Source organism: Pseudomonas sp. Z2-11, assembly GCF_054161305.1.
Window position 1 is genome coordinate 5,652,507 of sequence record NZ_CP096395.1, and the last position, 23,808, is coordinate 5,676,314.

A 23,808-nucleotide genomic window follows, 5' to 3' on the forward strand; every position below is an offset into this window, starting at 1 on the left:
ACTGTTTCACCGCCTTCGCGAGCAGGCTCGCTCCCATAGCCGACTTTTGCTCGGATCAGTGCCTTGCAAGGTTTACAGCACAATCAGACAAATCTACTTACAATCACTTCTTTGTTAGCTGCCTAAGCAAGGATTCTGCATGCAAGCCGCCAACCCGCGTCGCGGGTATATCCTGGGCCTGAGCGCCTACATCATCTGGGGCCTGTTCCCCATCTATTTCAAAGCCATCGCCAACGTTCCATCGGTGGAAATCATCATCCACCGGGTACTCTGGTCGGCGCTGTTCGGCGCGGCCCTGCTGATGGTCTGGAAACATCCGGGCTGGTGGCGCGAGCTGCGGGACAATCCGCGGCGCCTGGCGATCCTGGCCCTGAGCGGCACGCTGATCGCCGTCAACTGGCTGACCTACGTCTGGGCGGTGAATAACGGTCGCATGCTCGAAGCCAGCCTGGGCTATTACATCAATCCGCTGGTCAACGTGTTGCTGGGCATGTTGATCCTCGGCGAGCGGCTGCGACGCATGCAATGGGTCGCGGTGGCGTTGGCAGCCATTGGCGTGGCGCAACAGGTCTGGCAGGTGGGCAGCCTGCCGTGGGTGTCGCTGATGCTGGCGCTGACGTTTGGCTTCTACGGGTTGATCCGCAAGCAGGCGCCGGTCAAGGCCTTGCCAGGGCTGGTGGTGGAAACCTGGATGCTGGTACCGATTGCTATCGCATGGCTGCTGTTCAACCCGGCCGCCACCAGCGCCCAGGCGGCTTTCTGGACGACTTCCGAAGCCTGGTGGCTGGTGGCGGCCGGTCCCGTGACGCTGGTGCCTCTGGTCTGCTTCAACGCGGCGGCGCGGCATCTGCCCTACACCACGCTGGGCTTCTTGCAGTACATCGCGCCGACGCTCGTGCTGCTGCTCGCGGTGCTTCTGTTTGACGAACATTTATCGTCCAGCACGCTGGTGGCGTTCCTGTTCATCTGGGCCGGTCTGGCGGTGTACAGCATCGACGCGGTGGTCAGCATGCGCCGGCGCTCCTGATCAAAAAACCAACACATCTCTACAGGCCACGTCCGGCGTGGCCTGCGCTTATCCTTCCCAAGGTTATCCACAACGTGATCCCCGGCGTTTGTGCACAAGCCTTTGAAAACTGGTGATTTTTTGACCATCACTGGCTGAGGCACGGCGGGCCTGGGCTGGCGCCGGGTCTCTACAGGTTATCCACAGGCAGGCGCAGCTTTTCCTTGGATAACCTGCGTCAGCTTTCGTCGCTGAGTTTCAGCTCGACCATCAATTCATCAGCCAGGGTTTCCAGGCGCTCCTGCAGGGTGTCCAGCGACAAGGTCAGGGGCACTCCGAGAATCGCCTCGGCATGGAATAACAATTCGCTGCTCATCGGCGCGGGTCGAACATGGGTAACCAGCCGCTCGACGTTCACCCCCTGCTCGCTCAACAGGCGCGTGATGTCGCGCACGATGCCGGGACGGTCATTGCCCACCAGTTCCATGGCGATGGGTTTCCAGGTGCAGGATTCTTCGATCGCATTCTCGGCAATCAGCACACGAATGCCATGGGCCGCGAGCCCATGCAAAGCCTCGATCAGTTCTTCATGAGATTCAGCCGGGGCGCTGAGGCGCAGGATCCCGGCGAATTGCCCGGCGAGGTGCGACATACGGCTTTCCAGCCAGTTGCCGCCGTGCTCGGCAATACACTCAGCAATGCGCTCGACCTGCCCGGGTTTGTCCGGGGCGAAAACGGTGATGACGAGATGGTCCATGGCGCAGCCCTTCTGTTGATGGAACGGACAGTATAGGCAAGGCGGGAAATCCACACGGTCGCGCTTTTGGGTTGAGGAGCTTGCTCGCCTTGGACTGCGTAATGATCGTAAATCGCTGGATCAGTGCTGCGCACTGAAGCGGGAGCAAGCTCCCTCGCCACGGGGAAATGTGTACGAATCCTAGATTTATCTGGAACAATCTATCTGTTTTTTGAGAACATCCGATTCCGCGCCGTGACTGTAGTGCTTTAGTCGGTCGCGGAACGACGCAATTAGTCTGATTTTCACAACCGTAACTGATCATGTAGTATGCCGCAGCGGGCACTACATAACCGCAATGCCTAATGTTGCACCGATGTCTGCCCAGGCCAGTCGCATCCCTGAAAGCCCCGTCAGCAAGGCTTAACCCAGCCGCCAGCAATGGCATGTACTGGTCCAGGGGTTTGTGGTTTAAATGTCCCGAGGCTTCATTGTCCAAATCGAAGAGCTGAAAAGCGCAATAGCTGAGCAGAGTGAGGCAAGCAATGACTGAACACGTTCAAGTCGGTGGCCTGCAGGTCGCCAAAGTCCTGTTCGACTTCGTGAATAACGAAGCCATTCCCGGAACCGGCCTCACCGCCGACGCATTCTGGGCCGGCGCCGACAAGGTCATCCACGACCTGGCGCCGAAGAACAAAGCCCTACTCGCCAAACGCGACGATTTCCAGGCGCAGATCGATGCCTGGCACCAGGCTCGTGCCGGCCAGGCCCACGACGCCGTGGCTTACAAAGCCTTCCTGCAAGACATTGGTTACTTGCTGCCAGAAGCGGCGGATTTCCAGGCCACGACCCAGAATGTCGATGAAGAAATCGCCCGCATGGCCGGCCCGCAGCTGGTGGTGCCGGTGATGAATGCCCGTTTCGCCCTCAACGCCTCGAACGCCCGCTGGGGTTCGCTGTACGACGCGCTGTACGGCACCGATGCCATCAGCGAAGCCGATGGCGCGGAGAAAGGCAAAGGCTACAACAAGGTTCGCGGCGACAAGGTCATCGCCTTCGCCCGCGCCTTTCTCGACGAAGCAGCCCCGTTGGCGGCCGGCTCTCATGTCGATTCCATTGCCTACAAGATCGTCGACGGCAAGCTCGTCGTGACTCTCAAGGGCGGCAGCAACAGCGGTCTGCGCGACGATGCCCAACTGATCGGTTTCCAGGGCGATACGTCGGCGCCGAGCGCAGTGCTGCTCAAGCACAACGGCCTGCACTTCGAAATCCAGATCGATGCCAGCACTCCGGTCGGGCAGACCGACGCCGCCGGCGTCAAAGACATCCTGATGGAAGCCGCGCTGACCACCATCATGGATTGCGAAGACTCGGTCGCCGCCGTCGATGCCGATGACAAGGTGGTGATCTACCGTAACTGGCTCGGCTTGATGAAAGGCGATCTGTCGGAAGAAGTCGCCAAGGGCGGCCAGACGTTTACCCGGACCATGAACCCTGACCGCGTCTACACCGCCGCGGACGGGTCGAGCGTGACGCTGCACGGCCGTTCGCTTTTGTTCGTGCGCAACGTCGGTCACCTGATGACCATTGACGCGATCCTGGACAAGGACGGCAATGAAGTGCCGGAAGGCATTCTCGACGGGCTGATCACCAGCCTGGCCGCGATCCACAGCCTCAACGGCAACACCTCGCGCCGCAACAGCCGCACCGGCTCGGTCTATATCGTCAAGCCGAAGATGCATGGCCCGGAAGAAGCGGCGTTCACCAACGAGCTGTTCGGCCGCGTCGAAGACGTGCTGAACCTGCCGCGCAACACGCTGAAAGTCGGAATCATGGATGAGGAGCGCCGTACCACGGTCAACCTAAAGGCGTGTATCAAGGCGGCCAGCGAGCGCGTGGTGTTCATCAATACCGGTTTCCTCGACCGCACCGGCGACGAAATCCACACGTCCATGGAAGCCGGCCCGATGGTCCGCAAGGCCGACATGAAGGCCGAGAAGTGGATCGCCGCGTACGAAAACTGGAACGTCGACATCGGTTTGAGCACCGGTCTGCAAGGCCGCGCGCAAATCGGCAAGGGCATGTGGGCCATGCCGGACCTGATGGCCGCGATGCTCGAGCAGAAAATCGCCCACCCGATGGCGGGCGCCAACACGGCATGGGTCCCATCGCCGACCGCTGCCGCCCTGCACGCGTTGCACTATCACAAGGTCGATGTATTCGCCCGCCAGGCCGAGCTGGCCAAGCGTGCCCGCGCTTCGGTGGACGACATCCTGACCATCCCGCTGGCGGTCAACCCTAACTGGACGCCCGAGCAGATCAAGCATGAACTGGACAACAATGCCCAGGGCATCCTTGGCTACGTGGTGCGCTGGATCGACCAGGGCGTCGGTTGCTCCAAGGTGCCGGACATCAACGACATCGGCCTGATGGAGGACCGTGCAACGCTGCGGATCTCCAGCCAGCACATCGCCAACTGGCTGCGCCATGGCATCGTCACCCGGGACCAGGTGATGGAGAGCCTCAAGCGCATGGCACCGGTGGTCGACCGCCAGAACGCCAGCGACCCGCTGTATCGCCCGCTGGCGCCAGACTTCGACAGCAACATCGCCTTCCAGGCGGCGGTCGAGTTGGTGATCGAAGGCACCAACCAACCGAACGGCTATACCGAGCCAGTGCTGCACCGTCGTCGTCGCGAGTTCAAGGCAGCCAATGGGTTGTGATTGAGCGGTAATCGCGGCAAATAAAAAGCCCTGATCTTGCGATCAGGGCTTTTTCATTTGCATTATCCAACTGCTTTTTGTGGCGAGGGAGCTTGCTCCCGCTCGGTTGCGCAGCGACCGCAATACAGTCAATTAGATTCCGAGTTCTGGAAAAAGGGTCTGCGTCGCAGCCCAGCGGGAGCAAGCTCCCTCGCCACAAAAGCTATCTCCCACAGACGATCTTAAAGATCCATCCCCAACTCATGCTTGACCAGCCCCAGCAGCTTGTCGGTGTCGATCGGCTTTAACAGGAAATCCACCACACTCAGATGCATCGCCTCGATGGCGTCCTTCACGTCGGCATCGCCCGACACAATGATGATCGGCAGCGCCGCCCGCTCCGACTCGCGTACCAGGCGCACCAGCTCCAGGCCATCGACATTGCCCATGCGCAGGTCGGTGATCAGCAGGCCGATGGCGGGCTTGGTTTCCAGCATCCTGAGTGCGGTTTCACCACTGGCGGCGGTCATGCAGCGTATGCCATCCAATGCCAGGATTTCCGACAGCAGCTCACGGGCGTCCTTGTCGTCATCGACAATCAGGACTCGCTGCGGCGGCAGGTCGGGTTCCAGCATGACGGCACTCAGCGCCTCGCGCTCGGCGTCACTCAAAATATCGTGGTCGGACATGATGCTCTCTACGTTCTCGAATCGATCCCCTGGCACAGTGGTCAGACATCGTTCTGCGGCGCTTCAATGTGCACTTCGTCGGATTTTTTTCCAAGTGCATTCCAAGAAGAATTTTTCGACGCAAGGCGTGGGAGTTTTCCTTGGATTCGCTCCCATTGCCGCGACCTAGACTTACGTCCAATGGGCACCCTGCGCTCAGGGGCCGACCATGGGGAACAGATCCGACCACAACAATTCGAAAAAGACTGCGTAATGGTTATGAAAAAAGCGGACGCCTTCATCCAGGCAGGGAAAACCGCGGTGTTGCAGAACATCCAGGGTACGTTGCAGTTTCTTCAGCGTTTCCCCCCGTTCAACCAGATGGAAAATGCCCACCTGGCCTACCTGGTCGAACAATGCCTGCTGCGTTTTTATGCCCCGGGCGAAACCATCATCAAGCCGGCCGACGGTCCGGTTGAGCACTTCTACATCGTCAAGCAAGGCCGGGTAGTGGGCGAGCGACCGCACTCGGCCAAGGGCGGCACCGAGACCACCTTCGAGATCACCACCGGCGAGTGCTTCCCCCTCGCGGCCCTGTTGGGTGAGCGAGCGACCCGCACCGAGCACCGGGCCGGCGAGGACACTTTCTGCCTGCAGTTGAACAAACTGGCCTTCATCAAGCTGTTCGCCCTGTCCGGCCCGTTTCGCGATTTCGCCTTGCGCGGGGTCAGCAGCCTGCTCGATCAGGTCAACCAGCAAGTGCAGCAGAAATCCGCGCAGACCCTGGGCACGCAATATTCCCTCAATACCCGTCTGGGCGAGCTGGCAATGCGTCACCCGGTCAGTTGCAGCCCCGAAACGCCGTTGCGCGAAGCCGTCAAGCTGATGCATGAGCAGCAAGTCGGCAGCATCGTGGTGGTGGACGAACACAAGGCGCCGGTCGGGATCTTCACCCTGCGCGATCTGCGTCAGGTCGTGGCCGACGGTACCGGGGATTTTTCCGGGGCGATCACCATGCACATGACCCAGGCACCGTTTTTCCTGTCGCCTGACCACAGCGCCTTCGATGCGGCCATCGCCATGACCGAGCGCCACATTGCCCACGTCTGCCTGGTCAAGGACCAGCGCTTGTGTGGCGTGGTCTCGGAGCGGGACCTGTTTTCCCTGCAGCGCGTCGACCTGGTGCACCTGGCCCGGACGATCCGCAACGCCCCCAGGATCGAGAACCTGGTGACCTTGCGCGGCGAAATCGGTCAACTGGTGGAGCGCATGCTGGCCCATGGCGCGTCATCGACCCAGATCACCCACATCATCACCCTGCTCAACGACCACACCGTATGCCGGGTTATCGAGCTGACCCTCGCCGAGAAGGGCGACCCGGGCGTTGCGTTCAGCTGGCTGTGCTTTGGCAGCGAAGGCCGCCGCGAGCAGACCCTGCACACCGACCAGGACAACGGTATCCTGTTCGAAGCCCGGGACGCTGCCCATGCGGCGCAGATTCGTGGTCTGCTGCTGCCCATCGCCCAGCAGATCAACCAGAGCCTGGCCTTGTGCGGCTTCACCTTGTGCAAGGGCAATATCATGGCCGGCAACCCCGAGTTGTGCCTGTCCCGCGCCGAATGGGCACGCCGCTTCGCGGCCTTCGTCCGTGAGGCGACGCCCGAGAACCTGCTGGGTTCGAGCATCTATTTCGATTTGCGGGTGGTGTGGGGCGACGAGCAAGGCTGCGAGCAATTGCGCCGGCAGATCCTCGATCAGGTGGCCGACAATCGTCTGTTCCAACGCATGCTGGCCGAGAACGCGCTTCGCCATCGCCCGCCCGTCGGCCGCTTCAGGGATTTTGTGTTGAGCCGCAAGAACGGCGAGAAGGCGACGCTCGACCTCAAAGTACAAGGCCTGACCCCCTTCGTCGACGGCGCCCGCCTGCTGGCGCTCGCCAACGGCATCGAGGCCAACAATACTCTGGAGCGCTTGCGGCAACTGGTCGTCAAGGAGGTGATCGAGCCGCTGGACGGCGCGGCTTATGAAGAGGCCTATCACTTCATTCAGCAGACGCGCATGCAACAGCATCAGCTGCAAACGCGGGAGAACCAGCCCTACTCCAACCGCGTCGACCCGGACAGCCTCAACCACTTGGACCGGCGCATCCTGCGTGAATCCCTGCGCCAGGCCCAACGCCTGCAAAGCAGCCTGACCGTGAGGTACCAGCTGTGAGTCTGTTTTCCTGGTTGCGCCCGGTCCAGCCGATGCTCTCGGACGCATTGCAGCAGCGCCTGAACAATCTGCCCGCCGCCGCGCCGTTGACGGAGCGCAGCCTGCGGGAACAACGGTGGGTGGTGGTTGACCTGGAAACCACCGGCCTCAACCTGAACAAGGATCAGGTGCTGTCCATCGGTGCGGTCGTCATTGAAGACAGCGCCATCGACTTCAGCCAGCAGTTCGAGCGGACCTTGCAATGCGACAAGCAGAAGCTTGGGCCAAGCGTACTGATCCATGGGCTGGCACCCAGTGCCATCGCTGCCGGCAGCGACCCGGCCGAAGCGCTGGTGGCGTTCATGGAGTTCGTCGGCGACAGCCCGTTGCTGGCGTTCCATGCGCCGTTCGATTCGCACATGCTCGGACGCGCCATGAAAGACTATCTGGGCTGCCGACTGCTGCATCCGTTCCTGGACGTGGCTGACCTGGCCCCGATGCTTTGCCCGCAAGCCAATCTGCGCAAGTCAGGCCTGGACGAGTGGATCGACTGGTTCAAGCTGCAAGTCTTCGAGCGCCACAACGCCAGCGCCGACGCCCTCGCCACTGCGGAACTGGCGCTGATCCTGTTCAGCCGCGCCCGCCAGCAGGACATCCACAGCGCTCTCGACCTGCAACAGCGCGTGGGGCAGTGGAAACGGCGGCAGCAGGCGCCTTCGCTTTAATTAAAGCAACAAGGCTTTTGTGGGAGCGAGCCTGCTCGCGAAGGCGGTTTGTCAGCCGGCACCAACGTATTGGATGGACCGCTTTCGCGAGCAGGCTCGCTCCCACAGGAGTGCACAGTTTTATCCCGACCAGCGCCAATTGCTTTCCAGCCCCCGCCTCTGCCACAATCGCGAACAATTCTCGTTACTTAATGCGTCGGTGATGCTCCGTGTCGTCAGTTCCTACTCCTAACGGTGATCTGGTTGGTGCGTTGTACCGCGACCATCGCGGCTGGCTATTGGCATGGCTACAGCGCAACGTGGCATGTCCACAGCGGGCGGAAGACCTGAGCCAGGACACTTTCGTGCGGCTGCTGGGGCGTGACGGGTTGCATCCACCGCGCGAGCCCCGGGCGTTTCTGCTGGCGATCGCCAAAGGCCTGCTGTTTGATTATTTCCGCAGGGCCGCGCTGGAGCAGGCTTACCTGACCGAGCTGATGCTGATTCCCGAGGCTGAGCAACCTTCGGTAGAGGAGCAGCAGATGATCCTCGAAGACCTCAGGAACATCGACCGTCTGCTTGGCAAACTGTCGAGCAAGGCGCGCGCGGCCTTCCTCTATAACCGCCTCGACGGCCTCGGCCACGCTGAAATCGCCGAGCGCCTGGGAGTTTCGGTGCCGCGGGTGCGCCAATACCTGGCCCAAGGCGTGCGGCAGTGCTACATCGCCCTTTACGGTGAGCCGACATGACCCTGGCCTCTTCCAAGCCAGTCTCGGCGCGGGTGTTGGACGCGGCCATCGCCTGGCAATTGTCCCTGGACTCAGGCAATGGCAGCCCTCAGGAGCGTGAAGCCTTCGCTCAATGGCACGCCGCCGATGAGGAGCATGCACGCGCCTGGCAGCAACTGGGCATGCTCGACCAGCGTTTCAGCGTCGCCAGCGGCCCGGCGCGTGCGGCGCTGCTGCAATCGCGGGTCAGCATCCGGCGGCGGGTACGCAAGGTCGGCAGCGGCCTGGCCAGCGTCGTCGCGGTCATCGGCCTGGCGCTGTTCGCTGGCGAGCGTTACCTGCCGCTGGATTATTGGCTGGCCGACCAGCGCACCGCCACCGGTGAACAGCGCACGTTGCGCCTGGCCGACGGCACGCTGATCAACCTCAACACTCACAGCGCGTTGGATGTGCGTTTCGACGACAAGCAGCGGCGCGTCATCCTGCAGGAAGGCGAGATCCTGGTGGAAACCGGCCACAACGATCCGCGCCCGTTCATCGTCGAGACTCGCGAGGGCAGCATGCGCGCCCTGGGCACGCGCTTTCTGGTCAGGCTCGAAGACCAAGGTACACGCCTGAGCGTGTTGAAATCCGCGGTGGCCGCGCATCCGCAAGCGATCGCTGAAGAGCAGATTCTGCGCGAAGGCCAGCAGGTACTGATGCGCCGCGACGGCCTCGGTCCAACCTTGGCCCTGAGCCCCGGCGCCGATGCCTGGACTCGCGGCATGCTGGTGGTGGACAACGCGCGACTCGAAGACCTGGTCCGTGAGTTGGCGCGCTATCGGCGCGGCTACCTGGGCGTCGAGCCCAAGGTGGCGGACCTGCGCATTACCGGCAGTTTCCCGCTGCATGACACCAACCTGGCGTTGACCGCTTTGCTGCCGACCTTGCCGGTGCAGGTCGAGCATCACACGCGTTGGTGGGTGGTGGTGGCGCCGCGGGTCGAGGCCAAGCGCTAGAGAATGTTGCGTCTCTGAGGACGCCTTCGCGAGCAGGCTCGCTCCCACCAGGTAATGCGTACCCCTGTGGGAGCGAGCCTGCTCGCGAAGAGGCCAGTTGCATCACCACCCAACCGCTCGCAATCTGAATCTAAATTATTTTCATCCACCCCTATCACTTTTCGGTTTTCATCCGGCACACAGGCAATTGAGAAATATTTCCATTCAGGAGCCGCCGTATGTCCCGCCCGCTAGACACCCTGTTGCGCCCCAGCCTGTTGGCCGTTGCCATCGCCTTCGCCACCCCGCTGGCCAGCGGTCCGTTGCTGGCCGCCGAGCAGGCGTCCAGCGTGCGCGCCTACAACCTCCCCGCCGCGCCATTGGCCAGCACCCTGAACCAGATCGCCAGCCAGGCCGGCCTGGCCCTGAGCCTTAACCCGGCGCTGGCTTCGGGTAAAACCTCGGCACCGGTCCAAGGCCAGTTCGACGCCACCGGTGCGCTGCGTGAAGCCTTGCGCGGCACCGGCCTGCAACTGGAACAAAGCAGCGCCGGCACCTACAGCCTGGTGGCCGTGCCAGAGGGCGTCATGGTGCTGCCGGAAACCAGCGTGATCGGCGCCGGCGTCAGCGAAACCGCCTGGGGCCCGACCGAAGGCTATGCGGTCACCCGCACCGCCGCCGGCACCAAGACCGACACGCCGATCGTCGAACTGCCGCGCTCGGTCTCGGTGGTCACGCGCCAGCAGATGGACGACCGCTCCGTGCTCAACCTCAACGATGCCCTGCGCTACACCGCCGGCGTGCAGAGCAGCGGCTACGGTTCGGACTCGCGCAATGACTGGCTGCTGGTGCGCGGCTTCGTGCCGACCCAGTTCCTCGATGGCCTGCCGCTGCCCAAGGGCAACTACATCACCCCGAAGATCGAGCCGTGGAACCTTGAGCGCATCGCCGTGCTTCGAGGCCCGGCGTCGTCGGTCTACGGCCAGACGCCACCCGGCGGCATGCTCGACATGGTCAGTCGTCGCCCGCAAGCCGAGAGCAGCAATGAAGTGGAGTTGCAGGCCGGCAGCCACGAGCACAAGCAGATCAACTTCGACAGCACCGGCAAGGTCGACGACGAAGGCCAGTTCCTCTACCGGCTCAGCGGTACCGTGCGCGACAGTAACTCCCAGATCGATCACATCCCGGACAAGCGCTACAACATCGCCCCGAGCCTGACCTGGAACATCAACGACGACACCCGCCTGACATTCCTGTCGCAATACACCCGCGATGACACCGGCATCACCGGGCAATTCCTGCCCCTGCAAGGCACCAAGCTGTCGTCGCCGGCGGGCAAGATCTCCCATCACAAGAACCTCGGTGACCCGGATTGGGAATTCTACGACCGCACCTACTACGCGCTCGGTTATGCCTTTGAACACCGCCTGAACGACACCTGGCAGTTCCGCCAGAACCTGCGCTACACCAAGAGCGATCTGGAAACCCAGGGCATCTCCGCCGGCGGTCAGTTCTCGCCGGATGGCCCGGACCAATCGGTGGACGCCGACGGCAACGTCAAGCGCAGCGCCAGCGTGATCGACGAAGACATCAGCCAGTTCGCCGTGGACAACAACTTCCAGGCTGACTTCCAGACGGGTGATCTGAGCCACACCTTGTTGCTGGGCCTGGATCACCAGCGCTCGAACAGCAATTCGCGTTGGGATTGGGGTTCGACTGGCGTGCCGACCAGCAATATCAACAACCCGACCTACGGACAGGATTTTTCCAACGTCCAGTACTTCACGATGTATGACTACAACCAGAAGACCAACCAGACCGGCCTGTACTTCCAGGACCAGATTGCCCTGGACAAGTGGCGCCTGACCCTTGGTGGTCGTGAAGACTGGATCCACACCGGCACCGTGTTCCACAACCAGAACAATGTCACCAACACCCAGCGCGACAAGAAATTCAGCGGCAACGCGGCGTTGAGCTACGTCTTCGATAACGGTGTGACGCCCTACGTTTCCTTCGCCCAGTCGTTCCAGGCGGCGGCGGGCTCAACCGTCAACAGCACCGAAGCGTTCAAGCCGACGGAAGGCGAACAGTACGAGGCGGGTATCAAGTACCAGCCACCCGGCACCAAGACCTTGTTGACGGCTGCGGTGTTCGACCTGACCCAGAAAAACAACTCCGTCACCGAAAACAACGTCACCCGCCAGGTCGGTGAGGTCCAGGTGCGCGGTCTTGAGCTGGAAGCCTCGGGCGACGTTACCGACAACCTGAAGCTGGTCGGTTCCTACACCTACAACGACAGCGAAATCACCAAGGGCACCGCGGCCGAAGAAGGCAAGCGCATGGCCCAGGTTCCGCGTAACCAGGCCACCGCATGGGCTGACTACACCTGGCACAACGGCTCGCTGGACGGGTTCGGCGTGGGTGCCGGCGTGCGTTATGTCGGCGACACCTACGGCAACACCACCAACACCGATTGGGGGCATGTCGGCTCCTATACGGTGTATGACGCCTCGGCCCATTACGACCTGGGCCGTTTGAACAAGACTCTCAAGGGCGTCACCGTGGCGGTGGACGCGAAAAACATCTTCAACAAGGAATACCTGTCCACCTGTGACGGCTTCTATTGCTACTACGGAGACCAACGCAACGTCGTCGCCAGCGTGAATTACAAATGGTAAACGGTTAGCATTTGCAAAATCTTTTAGGCCGCGCTGTCGGGCAATGCTGTTCGTATAAGGAAAACCGTGGCGAGGGAGCTTGCTCCCGCTGGACTGCGCAGCGGTCCTAAGCTTTTGGGGCTGCTACGCAACCCAGCGGGAGCAAGCTCCCTCGCCACGATGGATACTCAATCCAAAATGAACAGAGTTGTTGCTGCAGGTGCCCTTTTGCATTCGGATCGATCATGAAAAGCAAAACCATTCGCCGCTGGTCCTTTGTCCACACCTGGAGCAGCCTGATCTGTACGGTGTTCCTGCTGATGCTGGCAATCACCGGGCTGCCGCTGATTTTCCATCATGAAATCGAGCATCTGTTGGGCGATGCCCCGGAGCTGCGGGAAATGCCGGCCGGCACGCCGCCGTTGGATCTTCAACAACTGGTGGAAAAAGCCAAGGCTCATCGTCCGGGTGAAGTGGTCCAGTATTTCGGCTGGGACGAAGACGACCCCAACGGCGTGATCACCATCATGGCGCCGACACCGGGTACCGAACCCAATTCGTCCCATACCTTCATGCTCGACGCGCGCACCGGCGAAGCCCTGGAAATGCCTTCGGCCAACGGCGGTTTCATGATGATCATGCTGCGCCTGCACGTGGACATGTTCGCCGGGCTGCCGGGCAAGTTGCTGCTGGCGTTCATGGGGTTTCTGTTCGTGATTGCCATCGTCTCCGGCGTGGTGCTGTACTTGCCGTTCATGCGGCGCTTGAACTTCGGCACGGTGCGCCAGGACAAATCCACCCGCCTGCGCTGGCTCGACCTGCACAACCTGATCGGCGCCGTCACCCTGGTCTGGGCGCTGACCGTGGGCGTGACCGGCGTGATTGCCGCCTGCGCCGACCTGATCATCGCCGCGTGGCGCAACGACAGCCTCAGCGCGATGGTCGAGCCGTACCGCAACGCCCCGCCATTGACACAACTGGCGCCGGCGACCCGCCTGCTCGACATTGCCAAGGAAGTCGCGCCGGGCATGGAGCCCAGCTTCATCGCCTTCCCCGGCACGCTGTTTTCCAGCGAGCATCACTACAGTGTGTTCATGAAGGGCGACACCCACCTGACCTCGCACCTGCTCACTCCGGTATTGATCGACGCCAGCACCTTGGACGTCACCGCCGTGGCCGAGCGGCCGTGGTACATGGACGTGATGAGCCTGTCCCTGCCTCTGCACTTCGGCGACTACGGTGGCCGGCCAATGCAGATTTTCTGGGCAACCCTGGATGTGCTGACCATCATCGTCCTGGGCAGTGGCGTTTATCTGTGGGTGGTGCGACGTAAAGCCGCCAAGCGCGCGACCGTCGGCGCGGAGGTAACCTCGTGAGGCCTCGGCAGTCGAATTTCTGGAAGGTGTTTGGCATTCCCGTGGTGATCGGCGCATTGAGCGCGGCGGGGCTGTTCAGCGCATTGCTCGGTGACGGCGCCTGGGATGCGCTGAGCTGGGTTGGATTGGGAATCCCGACCCTGCTTGGGACCTGGGGCTTGATCAAACGCGGATAACCCCAGCCAGGCGCAGCCCCTGTGGGAGCGAGCTTGCTCGCGATAGCGGAAGTTCAGTTGCATTGATGTTGACTGACACGCCGCCATCGCGAGCAAGCTCGCTCCCACAGTGGAATACACCTATCGATTCGTTACTCGCCAGCAGACCCGCAACTGTCTAGGCTAAGCCCAGCCCGCCCAATCGAGGATGTTCTGCATGTCCACCCCCAGCATGACCCTGTTCCACAACCCCGCTTCGCCCTTCGTCCGCAAGGTCCTGGTGCTGCTCCACGAAACCGGCCAGCAGGATCGCGTCGCCTTGCAGCTCAGCCAACTCACGCCGGTCAAGCCGGACCAAGCACTGATCCATGACAATCCGTTGAGCAAGATCCCGGCCCTGCGCCTGGCCAACGGGACGGTGATCCACGACAGCCGCGTCATCCTCGACTACCTCGACCACCAACACGTCGGCAACCCGCTGATCCCGCGCGATGGCGCCGCGCGCTGGCGGCGCCTGACCCTGGCCTCCATGGCCGACGGGATCATGGACGCGGCGGTGATGATCCGCTACGAGACAGCCCTGCGTCCTGTGGAAAAACACTGGGACGAATGGCTCGATGCGCAGCGGGACAAGATTCGTCGCGCCCTCGCCACGCTCGAATCCGAGGCGATTGCCGAACTGGCCAGCCATTTCGACGTCGCGTCCATCAGCGTGGCCTGCGCCCTGGGTTACCTGGACCTGCGCCATGCCGACCTGGAATGGCGCGAGAACAATCCGCAGCTGGCGGCGTGGTTTTCCGAGGTCAGTTTGCGGCCTTCGATGGCCGAGACGGTGCCCCGGGTCTAAAACTGTCTTGGCTCACCGGCCTCTTCGTCGGAACGCCGCCCGGAGCAGGCTCGCTCCCACATTTGATTGTGTTGCGCTCTTGTGGGAGCGAGCCTGCTCGCGAAGGCCGCGCACCGGATCCAAAGGAAACAACCCGACAATTCGCATCACCAGCATATCCCCCACCCGCTGGTCCTCCCGCAACCCCAACGACCGGCTCATTTCACCTCTCCCAGATCAAAACTCATCGCAGCCGCCGGCTTCGCGCCCACCCCGTACCAATCCAGCTTGCGGGTCAGCACCATGAACACGCCCAGCAGGCCGAACAGCAGCAACGAACCCATCAACAGCGCGTAGTCTTCGGCGCTCAACAGGCCGTAAAGCAGTCCATACAACCCCGCCAACCCCGCTGAAAATCCCAGGCCGTGGCTCACGCTGCGCAGCACATGGCAGACGTAGAAGCCGATCAGCACCACGCAGGCACTGGCCGATACCAGGTACGCCAGGGTGAAGCCGATGTGCTCCGACAGCGACAACAGCAGCAGGTAGAAGAACGCCAGCGCCACGCCGACCAATGCGTACTGGACCGGGTGCACCGCGAGGCTCTTGAGCACTTCGAAGAGGAAGAACCCGGCGAAGGTCAGCGCGATGAACAGCAGCGCATATTTGATCGCCCGATCGCTCTTCAGGTACTGGTCCACCGGATCGACGAAACTCACCCCGAACGCGCGGCTGCGGAACGCTTCGCAACCATCGCTGGGATCGCAGGCTTGCAGCGTTTCCAAAAGGTTGGTGGAGAAAAACGAGGTCTGCCAGTCGGCATTGAAGCCCTGTTCATTGATCTCGCGATTGACCGGCAGGTAGTTGCCGATGAAGCTCGGGTGCGGCCAATCGGCGGACAGATGCACTTTGGTGGACTTGCCCACCGGCAGGATCTGCAGCTCGCCGGTGCCTTGCAGGCGCAGGTCGAAACCGAAGGTCAGTTCGGGGCTGCCCTGGGCGGTGATCATCGGCAACGGCACGTGTACGCCCTGCCCCAGCCAGCCAAGCCGCGAACCGGGAAGGAAGTCGACCGTCTGCTGGTTCAGCGTCAGGGTCAACGCGTTCTCGATGCCGCGAATGTCGCTGATTCCGACGCTCAGGTACGGCTCGTCAAAGCGGTAATCGGCGAAATCCTTCGAGGCGACGCCATAACGTTCCGGCACTTTGAAGCGGCCATCGATCCGGTTGTCGGCATGAAACAAGCGCGCTTCGTAGATGCCCCGGGCACGTGTTTCGGTGCGGATCTGGCCGTCGAGCTCAAATTGCTCCGGGAGAAAATACAACTCGCCCGTTTGCTCGACGGTTTCGAGGAAACGCACGCCGGTCTTCTCGTTGGTATTCCAGACCTTCACGTCCTTGCGAAACGGCACCACGATCATCGGGCCGATCAACTGCTGGCTGTGGCTGGAACTGCGGGCGATGTCCTGCAACACCCCATCGCGCAGCTCCTGGCGCTCATCGATAAGGCCGTTGATCATCAACAGCGGGATCATCAGCAAGAGAATCAACAGGGCAATCATGCCCAGTTTTATAGCGAGGCTGCGGTTCATGTGGGGCTCTCCCTGTTCGAATGGGGAAGAGTCTGGCGCGGCTGTGTGGGCGGTTTATGAGGGGAATGTGGAGATTGTGTGGAAACAGGCCCGACGGCAACTCAACTGTGGGAGCGAGCCTGCTCGCGATAGCGGACTGTCTGGGCGATGATGTTGGATGTGCCACTGTCTTCGCGAGCAAGCTCGCTCCCACAAGTGCCTGCTTTTTCAGATGGACTTTGAGGTGTCAGGGCAACCGCAGCACCACTTCCACCCCACCCTCGACATTGCCAATGCAAAATTCCCCCCCATGCAACTGCACCACTTCCTCGACAAAGTTGAGCCCCAGCCCTGTGCTCTTGCGCCCGGTGCCAGGGCGCGGCAAGGAATAAAACCGCTCGCTCAGGCGCGGTAGTGCGTAGTCGGGAATCGGCTCGGCCTGGTTGAAAAGACGGATCTCGACGCGGCTGCCCAGGCGCTCGGCGTTGATGCGCAACAGGCCTTCGACAGGGGTGAAGTCCAAGGCATTTTCCAGCAAGTTGCCCAACGCCTGGCGCAACAGGAAGGCCTCCCCGGTCAGCGTCAGATCAGCGGCGATGTATCGCTCCACGCGCAATTGACGACTTTCGATCCAGCCGCCGCGAGCTTCCAGCAATTCATCGACCAACGCCGCCAACGGCACCGCGACAATATCCTCCAACCCCTGGCGCTGCTCGACCTGGGCCAGGTTGAGCAGGCGCTCGATCAATTGCTGCATGCGCACGCTTTCGCTGTCGATGTTGCTGACAAAGCGCTGGTGCTGGGCGGCGGGCATGTCGCTCTGCAGGAGCTCGGCGGCGCCGCGAATCGCGGCCAGCGGGCTCTTCAGTTCATGAGTCAAGGTGTGCACATAACGCTCGACGTAGGCCTTGCCTTCGAGCTGGGTGCGCATGTGTTCGACGGCGCCCGCCAGTTGCTCGAATTCGCCGCCGCGATAATGCGGCACTTCCACCCGCCGCCCCTGGCTCACCGCCTGGGCATAACGAGTCAACCGACGCAAAGCCGCGCTGAGCCACCAGGACAGCAAGGCGCCCAGCAACAGGCCCAGGCCGATCAACCCGGCACCGTACGCCAGCAGGCGCCGCTCCGTGCGGTCGATGTAAGGTTGCAACGAGCTGTTGGGCTTGGCCACCGTGACCACGCCGATGATTCTTCCGTTGTCGCGGATCGGTGCCCCGACATGCATCACCGACGACGCCGGATCGTCCGGATCGTTGCGGGTCGAACGAGCGCCGTAATGGCCGCGCAGGGTCAGGTAGACGTCATTCCACCGCGAATAATCCTGGCCCACCGCCACGCCACTGGAATCGAGCACGACGATGCCATTGGCATCCGTGACGTAGATGCGATGGTTGACCTGGTTTTTTGGCAATCCCCAGATCGTCGCCGCCGGCTGGCGCTCGCCATAGGACCTGAGCAATTGCGGCCAGCGGTTCTGGCTGAGTGTCCCGGCCTTGAAATCGTCCCGCAGGATCTCGGCCATCAGGTTGGCCGTGTCTACCAGGGTTTCCTCGGTGGACTGGCGCACACCGGGACGGATCTCCTCCATCACCGTGTTGAGCACGAAATACCCGGCCAGGCCGATGAACAGCACGTAGGCCAGGAAAATACGGATACCCAGCGACATCAGCTGTGGCCCGGGCTGTAGCTGTAGCCAAGGCCCCGGTGGGTCTGGATCGGTTCGGCCTCGGCCCTGACCAGGCGCAACTTGGCGCGCAGGCTCTTGATGTGGCTGTCGATGCTGCGCTCGTAGCCGGCATCGCTGGCCACGCCCAGGGCGTCGAGCAATTGCTCGCGACTGAAGACCCGCTCAGGCTGCTCCAGCAGGCAGTTCAACAGGCGAAACTCATGACGAGTGAGGTTCAACGGCTTGCCGCGATAGCTGATCTGCACGCGCTCGCTGTCCACCTGGAACAACGCCGAAACCGCTTCCGCGAAAGGCCGCGGCGCCACGCGCTTGAGAATCGCGCGAACCCTGGCGGCAACCTCGCGAGGGCTGAAGGGCTTGACCACGTAATCATCAGCGCCAATCTCCAGGCCCACCACCCGGTCGATCTCGCCATCCCGAGCCGTAAGAAAAATTACCGGAACGTCGCTGAAACGTCTGAGATTCTTGCACGTCTCGAAACCGCTGATATCCGGCAGGCCGACGTCGAGAATAATCAGGTCCGCCGGAGTCTTTTGCTGATGCTCCAGGGCCGCGGCTCCCAGGCTCAACCAGGTGGTGTCAAAGCCCTCGCCCTGCAGCGCAAACACCAGCGTATCAGCGATGGCGGCTTCGTCTTCGACAATCAGAATATGAGGCATGGCGACCGGGCCCGACAGTAAAGTTGCCGGAACGGTGCCCCAAGCCTCGGGGCACGTCAATCGGTAGTCGAGCTGCTCGTTGCCAGGCTGTTCGGACTGACAGTTCTGATAGTGGGCAAGTAGTTGTAAACGGCGGATGCTCGAGGTCAGTGTTTTCGACTCCAAAGGGAGCTAGGTCGATGTCCGCGTCTTCCCGCGAAACTGTATTGTGCCGCTACCACTACGACCCGCTGGACCGCCTGGTCGATCGTGCGCCTTATGAACAGGCCGGCATCCAGCGCTTTTACTGCAAAAGCCGCTTGGCTACCGAGATACAAGGCGTAGTGCAGCGCAGCGTCTTCCAGCACGACGAACGGCTGTTGGCGCAACGGCGTCACGAAAATGCAAGGGTCAACACCGCCCTGCTGGCGACCGATCAACAGCACTCGTTGTTGAACGTGCTTGATGCAACCGGCCCCCATCCCTTCGCCTATACACCTTACGGCCATCGCCCAGCGGAAAATGGTTTGCTCAGCTTGCTGGGTTTTAACGGTGAGTCGCCGGATCCGGTGACAGGGCATTACTCATTGGGTAGCGGATACAGAGTGTTTAATCCGTTGCTGATGCGCTTCAACAGTCCGGACAGTCTGAGTCCGTTTGGGGAAGGTGGATTGAATGCATATGGGTATTGCGCAGGGGACCCGATTAACTGGACGGATCCCACGGGGCATATACCCATTAAGCCCGTTATGGATGCATTTCTTAAAAACCTGGCGAAGCAAGGATTACGCAAAATCCCAATGAAAAAATTAGCAGCGGCCCGCAGCTATCGGCAATCAATGAAACGCAAGGCCAATCTGATAGATCAAAATGAAAAGCTACTGAAAAATCAAAGCAGCTATAGCGTAAGCGATAATTTAACTGATCTAAAGACCAGCTTAGAAGGCTACAACAAAGCAAAACAAGGCTATCACTTTGATAGATATCCAGATCCGAACGTTAAATACGAATTCGAATATGGCGGACAAACTCTGCTCGATACAACCCCCTTTGATATAACCATTTCTCATTTTAAAAATCTTTATAACCGCTCGAAAACAAACAATTACAACAAACTCAACCCGGCCACACCCCTTAAACGGGCGCCGAACCATTACCTCCAGCAGGCAAAAATACATCGAGCAGAATATATAAAAAATTTCACCAATATCGACCTACTCAAGGAAATCCGCCAATAACCGACTGCCGCTAAATCAGCAAAATTCATTGCCGGCACTACACAACATCAACGCCGACCCAGCCCCGAAAACATCGACCATCTCCGGGGCCTCGTCCGCATCCTGAACAGCACCCTCAACAGTCCGGTTTATCCGCCGTAAACCGCCGAGCCGGGTTCACCGCCGCGTCGAACTCACGCAAGGCCTTGGCACCGATCAGCAGCGGGTAGTTGAAACTGCTGCGGTCGGTCAGGTTGACCTCGACAGTGCGCTTGACGTTACCCAGGCACATTTCCAGTTCCACCACCGGACGCTTGCTGGGGGCGACCTTTTCGTCGTCGTCCTCGTCCTCTTCGGAACGGGTCTTGATCTTGCTGATGCGGGCGATCTTGTGTTCGTAGATCTTGTTGCTCGCATCCTTGGTCGCCAGGCGGAAACGTACCCAGTCATCGCCGTCACGGGTAAACGTCTCGATGTCCTTGGCCGACAGCGAGGCGGTCAATGCGCCGGTGTCCATCTTGGCCTTGAGCACTTCGCCACCGATTTCCGGCAGCGCGATGTATTCGTAGCGCCCATAGAGGGTCGGTTCGGCGGCGAGCACGGGGAGGGCCACCAGGGAAAGCAGGGCTAAAACGGATTTCATGTAAGGGGCTTCCGTTGTGGGAGTGGGATTTTAGACAGTGGCCGATGAATTCGTTCGGTAAAGCGTACCGTGGCTCCCTCGCCACAAAAGCAGGTTCAGCCTATACAAGCCCAAGTGAAACTTTCGTCCAGGCCGATTTGGCCTGCCGCGCGAAGCTGCTTATCATGGCCCGCCCACCCCGTTTACAAGAGTCATCTATGCGCCGCCTGCTCACCGGCTGTTTCGTCACCCTGCTGCTACTGCTCAATACCCTGGTGCTGTTCGGGCCGCTGATGGTATTCGCATTGCTCAAACTGGTCCTGCCCGGGCGCCTTCGCGATTACGCCTCGTGGGCGGTGATGTGGATTGCCGAGACCTGGGCCGAGATCGACAAGTTGATCTTTGCCTGGTGCATCCCCACCCGATGGGACATTCGCGGCGGTGGGGGCCTGCGTAGCGACACTTCATACTTGGTGATCAGCAATCACCAGTCATGGGTGGATATCCCCGCCTTGGTCCAGACCCTCAACCGACGCACGCCGTTCTTCAAGTTCTTCCTCAAGAAAGAGCTGATCTGGGTGCCGTTCCTAGGGCTCGCGTGGTGGGCATTGGATTACCCTTTCATGAAGCGTTACACCAAGGCGTTCCTGGCGAAGAACCCGGAGCTGGCCGGCAAGGATCTGGAAATCACCAAGGCCGCCTGCGAGCTGTTCAAGCGCCAACCGGTCACCGTGGTGAATTATCTCGAAGGTACGCGCTACACCTCCGCCAAAAGCCAACAACAGCAGTCGCCGTTCAGCCATCTGCTCAAGCCCAAGGCCGGCGGCGTGGCGTTTGTGCTGGCGGCGATGGGCGAGCAACTGGATGCGATCCTCGACGTGACGGTGGTCTATCCTCAGCAGCGCATCCCGGGGTTCTGGGACTTGATCAGCGGCGCGGTGCCCAGGGTCATCGTCGACATCCAGACCCGCGAGCTGGACCCGGCGCTGTGGCAAGGCGATTACGAAAACGACCCGGTGTTTCGCCAGCATGTGCAGGACTGGGTCAACCAGCTCTGGCATGAAAAGGACCAGCGCATTGCTCATCTGCGCAACCAGAGCGCCTGATCAGATACCGGCGCCAGCGCCCCAGATACCGCCCAGGTTCTGCAACAGCGAACTGGCGACGCCCTGTTGGCCGAGGTACTGCAAGATGATCGGGGCAAACTGGCCGATCATGCCGCTGTCCATGCCCAGCGCGCTGAAGGCATTGTTCAGGTCACCGGTGTCCTTGACGTTGCCGAGCAAGCCGTCGAGCAAAGCGTTTTTGTCCGACCCGCCGCCCAGCAAGCCACCCAAGCCGTTAAGGCCACCGATGGCGTTGTTCCCGGCGATCTGATCGAGCCCCGGCACACTTTTGCTCAGCTCGGAGAACTGCGCCTCGCCGAGCTGGTTCCTGGCCAGCCCGAGCATCGCCCCGGCACCGCCCACGGCTTGCTCCGGCGTAATCTGGAGTTCCGAGCCGAGGGTATTGAGCAACCCGGCGGCTTTCGGCGCAGCCGCCACCGCCCCCTCCTGCTGGTTGCCCTGAATGGCCGAGATCACGCTTGTCGCATCAGCGAGGCTGAACTGTGCGAAGGCCGGGCCAGCTGCCAACGAGAGCAGGCAAGACAGTGCAAAACCGCGTGAAACCTTCATCGGGACATCCTCTGGAACATGAAAAAGCCGCCCGGAAAGGGGCGGCGCAAAGTCGAGCGTTGGACTGGGATAGCCGGGGTTTGTTCAACACCGCGCTTGCCGCGTGCAGCAATACCTGCCATCGAATACAGTGCAGGCTTCTTTCAGCAGAGTAACGCCATGAACGTACAAATCGGTGGGGGCGCCCTCGCGGTCATTCTGACGGGCATGCTCATCGCCTTCGGCGTCAGCGAGTGCCAGCGCGGCCCGTTGAACCCGGAACTTGCCGACGACGTCAGCGACGCGCAAAAGACCTGGCTGACCATCGAGCACCGCATCAAGCGTTATGATCCAGCCCTGACGCAGGTCACACGAGACCAGCAGGGCCTGACCGTTTTCTACCGCCCCGCCACGCCCATCGAGGCGGGTGACGATTGGGCGCCGGACATGCTGCGCATCGTCGGCCACGGCCTGGCGGCGCTGAATGGCGCGCCAGGAGGAAAGGCGTATACCCAAGTGACCGTGAAAGCGCGAATGCTTGCCGATGATGACGTCGAACTGATGTATGACATGCCGGGGTTCGATGCCATCAAGACCCAACAGGACGGCTACTTCGACTTCGCCAGCATGCCGCGCAGCCTGTCCTTCAGTCCGGCCGCCCTGGCGCAGATCAAGGACGATTGCCGTGGCATGAACGCCCAGGCGTTCTATCCGCAATTCTGCCAGCGGGTCGGCGAAGCCATAACGAGCCAACCCTGAACGCGGCCATGCCGCATGCTCCGGTTTTTTTTGACGCAGTACTGTCAACTCTGACAGTAGGCAGCAGTTCAACCCGGTCCTAAGCTCGGATCGTCGAAGGTAAAAACCTTGGCAGATACCGTTCCTTTGCGCTGAAAACAGCCCGGACGTCGTGTTCGAAATAAAGGAATTTTCTCTAGAAAAAGGAATTTACAATGAAATATTCCAGCCTAGCCCTGAGCTGCATTCTTCTGTCCGGCATCGGTCTGATCAGTTGTACTGATGTCAAAACCCCGTCCAAGAGCCCGGAGATAAAACACGGTACCTCGCAGATGCCGCCGTCTCGCCAGTACTATTGCTGGGATCAGCAGGACTTCAACAATGGCAGCGCAAACATCAAGAACGCTGCGTGCCGGGAAGCCTTTACAGCGGCAGGCGACGCCGATTGGGAACGCGCCCGTCTGTTCAACGATTGGAACGCCTACTCGCAAAACATCCCCGAAGGCACAAAGCCGGAAGATGTCGCTCCCGATGGGAAACTGTGTTCCGCCGGGCAGGATCGCTTCGACAGCATCAATATCAAAAGCGCTGCCTGGCACACCACCAACCTGGACGTGAAGGATGGCCGCGTGCAGCTCACTTACGTGGCGAGCCAGATGCATGACCCCAGCGAATTCAAGGTTTACCTGACCGACCCGGACAATCTCAACTGGGCCGCGCTGAAGCAATCCCCTGACGTCAAGGTGAGGCTCGCTCCGGACACCAAGGGACCGGGTACTTATTACCTGGACGTTCAATTACCTGCAGGCTACGCCACGGACAGCCGGTCAGTGATCTTCATCATGTGGCAACGCCATGAAGACCCTGCCCGTGAAACATTCTTCAGTTGCAGCGATGTGGTGCTGGCAAATGGGAAAAGCTGACGACTGATCCTTATCGTTAATTTCACTAA

The 23,808-nt window shown here is 60.9% G+C and carries 21 protein-coding genes; 14 read left to right on the forward strand and 7 right to left on the reverse strand.

Annotated features, from left to right (window positions below):
- The first annotated feature begins 139 nt into the window (after nucleotides 1-139).
- Nucleotides 140-1,027 carry an EamA family transporter RarD gene (rarD, locus tag M1E16_RS25205; protein WP_434696606.1) on the forward strand — a complete coding sequence of 296 codons (888 nt, stop codon included), beginning with the start codon at nucleotides 140-142 and terminating at the stop codon, nucleotides 1,025-1,027.
- A gap of 217 nt (nucleotides 1,028-1,244) precedes the next feature.
- Here the strand turns inward: rarD and M1E16_RS25210 are convergent, their stop codons facing one another.
- A complete protein-coding gene (locus M1E16_RS25210; RefSeq protein WP_434571355.1) occupies nucleotides 1,245-1,763 on the reverse strand; it encodes a glycine cleavage system transcriptional repressor in 519 nt (172 codons plus the stop codon).
- Nucleotides 1,764-2,287: 524 nt separating this feature from the next.
- Here M1E16_RS25210 and M1E16_RS25215 point away from each other — a divergent pair.
- Nucleotides 2,288-4,465 carry a malate synthase G gene (locus M1E16_RS25215; protein WP_458128646.1) on the forward strand — a complete coding sequence of 726 codons (2,178 nt, stop codon included), beginning with the start codon at nucleotides 2,288-2,290 and terminating at the stop codon, nucleotides 4,463-4,465.
- A 221-nt stretch (nucleotides 4,466-4,686) separates the two neighbouring features.
- Here M1E16_RS25215 and M1E16_RS25220 read toward each other — a convergent pair whose 3' ends face one another.
- On the reverse strand, nucleotides 4,687-5,133 hold the full coding sequence (locus M1E16_RS25220) for a response regulator (protein WP_434571351.1): 447 nt from the start codon (nucleotides 5,131-5,133) through the stop codon (nucleotides 4,687-4,689).
- A 252-nt stretch (nucleotides 5,134-5,385) separates the two neighbouring features.
- On the opposite strand from M1E16_RS25220, the gene M1E16_RS25225 reads away from it, so the two are divergent.
- The 8 genes from M1E16_RS25225 (at nucleotide 5,386) to M1E16_RS25260 (ending at nucleotide 14,749) form a co-directional block, all read left to right on the forward strand.
- Entirely contained in the window at nucleotides 5,386-7,326 is a 1,941-nt protein-coding gene (locus M1E16_RS25225) for a putative nucleotidyltransferase substrate binding domain-containing protein (RefSeq protein ID WP_434627617.1), read from the forward strand.
- Complete coding sequence (locus M1E16_RS25230; RefSeq protein ID WP_458128647.1) at nucleotides 7,323-8,030, forward strand: 3'-5' exonuclease; 708 nt, start codon at nucleotides 7,323-7,325, stop codon at nucleotides 8,028-8,030. Before M1E16_RS25225 ends, M1E16_RS25230 begins: the two co-directional genes overlap by 4 nt.
- 209 nt (nucleotides 8,031-8,239) lie before the next feature.
- Complete coding sequence (locus M1E16_RS25235; RefSeq protein ID WP_458128648.1) at nucleotides 8,240-8,758, forward strand: RNA polymerase sigma factor; 519 nt, start codon at nucleotides 8,240-8,242, stop codon at nucleotides 8,756-8,758.
- A complete protein-coding gene (locus tag M1E16_RS25240; protein ID WP_458128649.1) occupies nucleotides 8,755-9,735 on the forward strand; it encodes a FecR domain-containing protein in 981 nt (326 codons plus the stop codon). The genes M1E16_RS25235 and M1E16_RS25240 overlap by 4 nt, the downstream gene beginning before the upstream one ends.
- A gap of 218 nt (nucleotides 9,736-9,953) precedes the next feature.
- Nucleotides 9,954-12,392 (forward strand): TonB-dependent siderophore receptor, encoded by a 2,439-nt coding sequence (locus M1E16_RS25245; protein ID WP_458128650.1) that lies wholly within the window; start codon nucleotides 9,954-9,956, stop codon nucleotides 12,390-12,392.
- A gap of 224 nt (nucleotides 12,393-12,616) precedes the next feature.
- Nucleotides 12,617-13,747, forward strand: a complete 1,131-nt coding sequence (locus M1E16_RS25250) for a PepSY-associated TM helix domain-containing protein (protein ID WP_458128651.1) — start codon at nucleotides 12,617-12,619, stop codon at nucleotides 13,745-13,747.
- Nucleotides 13,744-13,923, forward strand: coding sequence for a hypothetical protein (locus M1E16_RS25255; RefSeq protein WP_434655136.1), 180 nt, complete (start codon nucleotides 13,744-13,746; stop codon nucleotides 13,921-13,923). The genes M1E16_RS25250 and M1E16_RS25255 overlap by 4 nt, the downstream gene beginning before the upstream one ends.
- A gap of 196 nt (nucleotides 13,924-14,119) precedes the next feature.
- Nucleotides 14,120-14,749: a glutathione S-transferase gene (locus M1E16_RS25260; RefSeq protein ID WP_458128652.1), complete on the forward strand. Its 630-nt coding sequence runs from the start codon at nucleotides 14,120-14,122 to the stop codon at nucleotides 14,747-14,749.
- Between the two features lie 197 nt (nucleotides 14,750-14,946).
- Here the strand turns inward: M1E16_RS25260 and creD are convergent, their stop codons facing one another.
- The 3 genes from creD to creB all read right to left on the reverse strand — a co-directional run bounded on the left by creD (nucleotide 14,947) and on the right by creB (nucleotide 18,645).
- Nucleotides 14,947-16,320 carry a cell envelope integrity protein CreD gene (gene creD / locus M1E16_RS25265; protein WP_434696597.1) on the reverse strand — a complete coding sequence of 458 codons (1,374 nt, stop codon included), beginning with the start codon at nucleotides 16,318-16,320 and terminating at the stop codon, nucleotides 14,947-14,949.
- A gap of 226 nt (nucleotides 16,321-16,546) precedes the next feature.
- Nucleotides 16,547-17,965 carry a two-component system sensor histidine kinase CreC gene (gene creC / locus M1E16_RS25270; RefSeq protein WP_458128653.1) on the reverse strand — a complete coding sequence of 473 codons (1,419 nt, stop codon included), beginning with the start codon at nucleotides 17,963-17,965 and terminating at the stop codon, nucleotides 16,547-16,549.
- Nucleotides 17,965-18,645: a two-component system response regulator CreB gene (creB, locus tag M1E16_RS25275; protein WP_434696594.1), complete on the reverse strand. Its 681-nt coding sequence runs from the start codon at nucleotides 18,643-18,645 to the stop codon at nucleotides 17,965-17,967. Before creB ends, creC begins: the two co-directional genes overlap by 1 nt.
- Nucleotides 18,646-18,824: 179 nt before the next feature.
- Between creB and M1E16_RS25280 the strand changes: the two genes are divergently transcribed.
- Nucleotides 18,825-19,862: an RHS repeat-associated core domain-containing protein gene (locus M1E16_RS25280; RefSeq protein ID WP_458128654.1), complete on the forward strand. Its 1,038-nt coding sequence runs from the start codon at nucleotides 18,825-18,827 to the stop codon at nucleotides 19,860-19,862.
- Between the two features lie 115 nt (nucleotides 19,863-19,977).
- Here the strand turns inward: M1E16_RS25280 and rloA2 are convergent, their stop codons facing one another.
- Nucleotides 19,978-20,484: a retropepsin-like aspartic peptidase RloA2 gene (gene rloA2, locus M1E16_RS25285; protein WP_434602050.1), complete on the reverse strand. Its 507-nt coding sequence runs from the start codon at nucleotides 20,482-20,484 to the stop codon at nucleotides 19,978-19,980.
- Between the two features lie 197 nt (nucleotides 20,485-20,681).
- Here rloA2 and M1E16_RS25290 point away from each other — a divergent pair, with 197 nt between their 5' ends.
- Nucleotides 20,682-21,569 carry an acyltransferase gene (locus M1E16_RS25290; RefSeq protein WP_458128655.1) on the forward strand — a complete coding sequence of 296 codons (888 nt, stop codon included), beginning with the start codon at nucleotides 20,682-20,684 and terminating at the stop codon, nucleotides 21,567-21,569.
- Here M1E16_RS25290 and M1E16_RS25295 read toward each other — a convergent pair whose 3' ends face one another.
- A complete protein-coding gene (locus tag M1E16_RS25295) occupies nucleotides 21,570-22,139 on the reverse strand; it encodes a DUF2780 domain-containing protein (protein WP_458128656.1) in 570 nt (189 codons plus the stop codon).
- Between the two features lie 159 nt (nucleotides 22,140-22,298).
- On the opposite strand from M1E16_RS25295, the gene M1E16_RS25300 reads away from it, so the two are divergent.
- A complete protein-coding gene (locus M1E16_RS25300; protein WP_458128657.1) occupies nucleotides 22,299-22,877 on the forward strand; it encodes a hypothetical protein in 579 nt (192 codons plus the stop codon).
- Nucleotides 22,878-23,071: 194 nt separating this feature from the next.
- On the forward strand, nucleotides 23,072-23,779 hold the full coding sequence (locus tag M1E16_RS25305; RefSeq protein WP_434696589.1) for a lytic polysaccharide monooxygenase auxiliary activity family 9 protein: 708 nt from the start codon (nucleotides 23,072-23,074) through the stop codon (nucleotides 23,777-23,779).
- Nucleotides 23,780-23,808 lie beyond the last annotated feature (29 nt).

Coding starts and splice junctions, on each gene's coding strand:
- rarD (WP_434696606.1), top strand. CDS start 140: ATGCAAGCCGCCAACCCGCGTCGCGGGTATATCCTGGGCCTGAGCGCC.
- M1E16_RS25210 (WP_434571355.1), bottom strand. CDS start 1,763: ATGGACCATCTCGTCATCACCGTTTTCGCCCCGGACAAACCCGGGCAG.
- M1E16_RS25215 (WP_458128646.1), top strand. CDS start 2,288: ATGACTGAACACGTTCAAGTCGGTGGCCTGCAGGTCGCCAAAGTCCTG.
- M1E16_RS25220 (WP_434571351.1), bottom strand. CDS start 5,133: ATGTCCGACCACGATATTTTGAGTGACGCCGAGCGCGAGGCGCTGAGT.
- M1E16_RS25225 (WP_434627617.1), top strand. CDS start 5,386: ATGGTTATGAAAAAAGCGGACGCCTTCATCCAGGCAGGGAAAACCGCG.
- M1E16_RS25240 (WP_458128649.1), top strand. CDS start 8,755: ATGACCCTGGCCTCTTCCAAGCCAGTCTCGGCGCGGGTGTTGGACGCG.
- M1E16_RS25245 (WP_458128650.1), top strand. CDS start 9,954: ATGTCCCGCCCGCTAGACACCCTGTTGCGCCCCAGCCTGTTGGCCGTT.
- M1E16_RS25250 (WP_458128651.1), top strand. CDS start 12,617: ATGAAAAGCAAAACCATTCGCCGCTGGTCCTTTGTCCACACCTGGAGC.
- M1E16_RS25260 (WP_458128652.1), top strand. CDS start 14,120: ATGTCCACCCCCAGCATGACCCTGTTCCACAACCCCGCTTCGCCCTTC.
- creD (WP_434696597.1), bottom strand. CDS start 16,320: ATGAACCGCAGCCTCGCTATAAAACTGGGCATGATTGCCCTGTTGATT.
- creC (WP_458128653.1), bottom strand. CDS start 17,965: ATGTCGCTGGGTATCCGTATTTTCCTGGCCTACGTGCTGTTCATCGGC.
- creB (WP_434696594.1), bottom strand. CDS start 18,645: ATGCCTCATATTCTGATTGTCGAAGACGAAGCCGCCATCGCTGATACG.
- M1E16_RS25280 (WP_458128654.1), top strand. CDS start 18,825: ATGTCCGCGTCTTCCCGCGAAACTGTATTGTGCCGCTACCACTACGAC.
- rloA2 (WP_434602050.1), bottom strand. CDS start 20,484: ATGAAATCCGTTTTAGCCCTGCTTTCCCTGGTGGCCCTCCCCGTGCTC.
- M1E16_RS25290 (WP_458128655.1), top strand. CDS start 20,682: ATGCGCCGCCTGCTCACCGGCTGTTTCGTCACCCTGCTGCTACTGCTC.
- M1E16_RS25295 (WP_458128656.1), bottom strand. CDS start 22,139: ATGAAGGTTTCACGCGGTTTTGCACTGTCTTGCCTGCTCTCGTTGGCA.
- M1E16_RS25300 (WP_458128657.1), top strand. CDS start 22,299: ATGAACGTACAAATCGGTGGGGGCGCCCTCGCGGTCATTCTGACGGGC.
- M1E16_RS25305 (WP_434696589.1), top strand. CDS start 23,072: ATGAAATATTCCAGCCTAGCCCTGAGCTGCATTCTTCTGTCCGGCATC.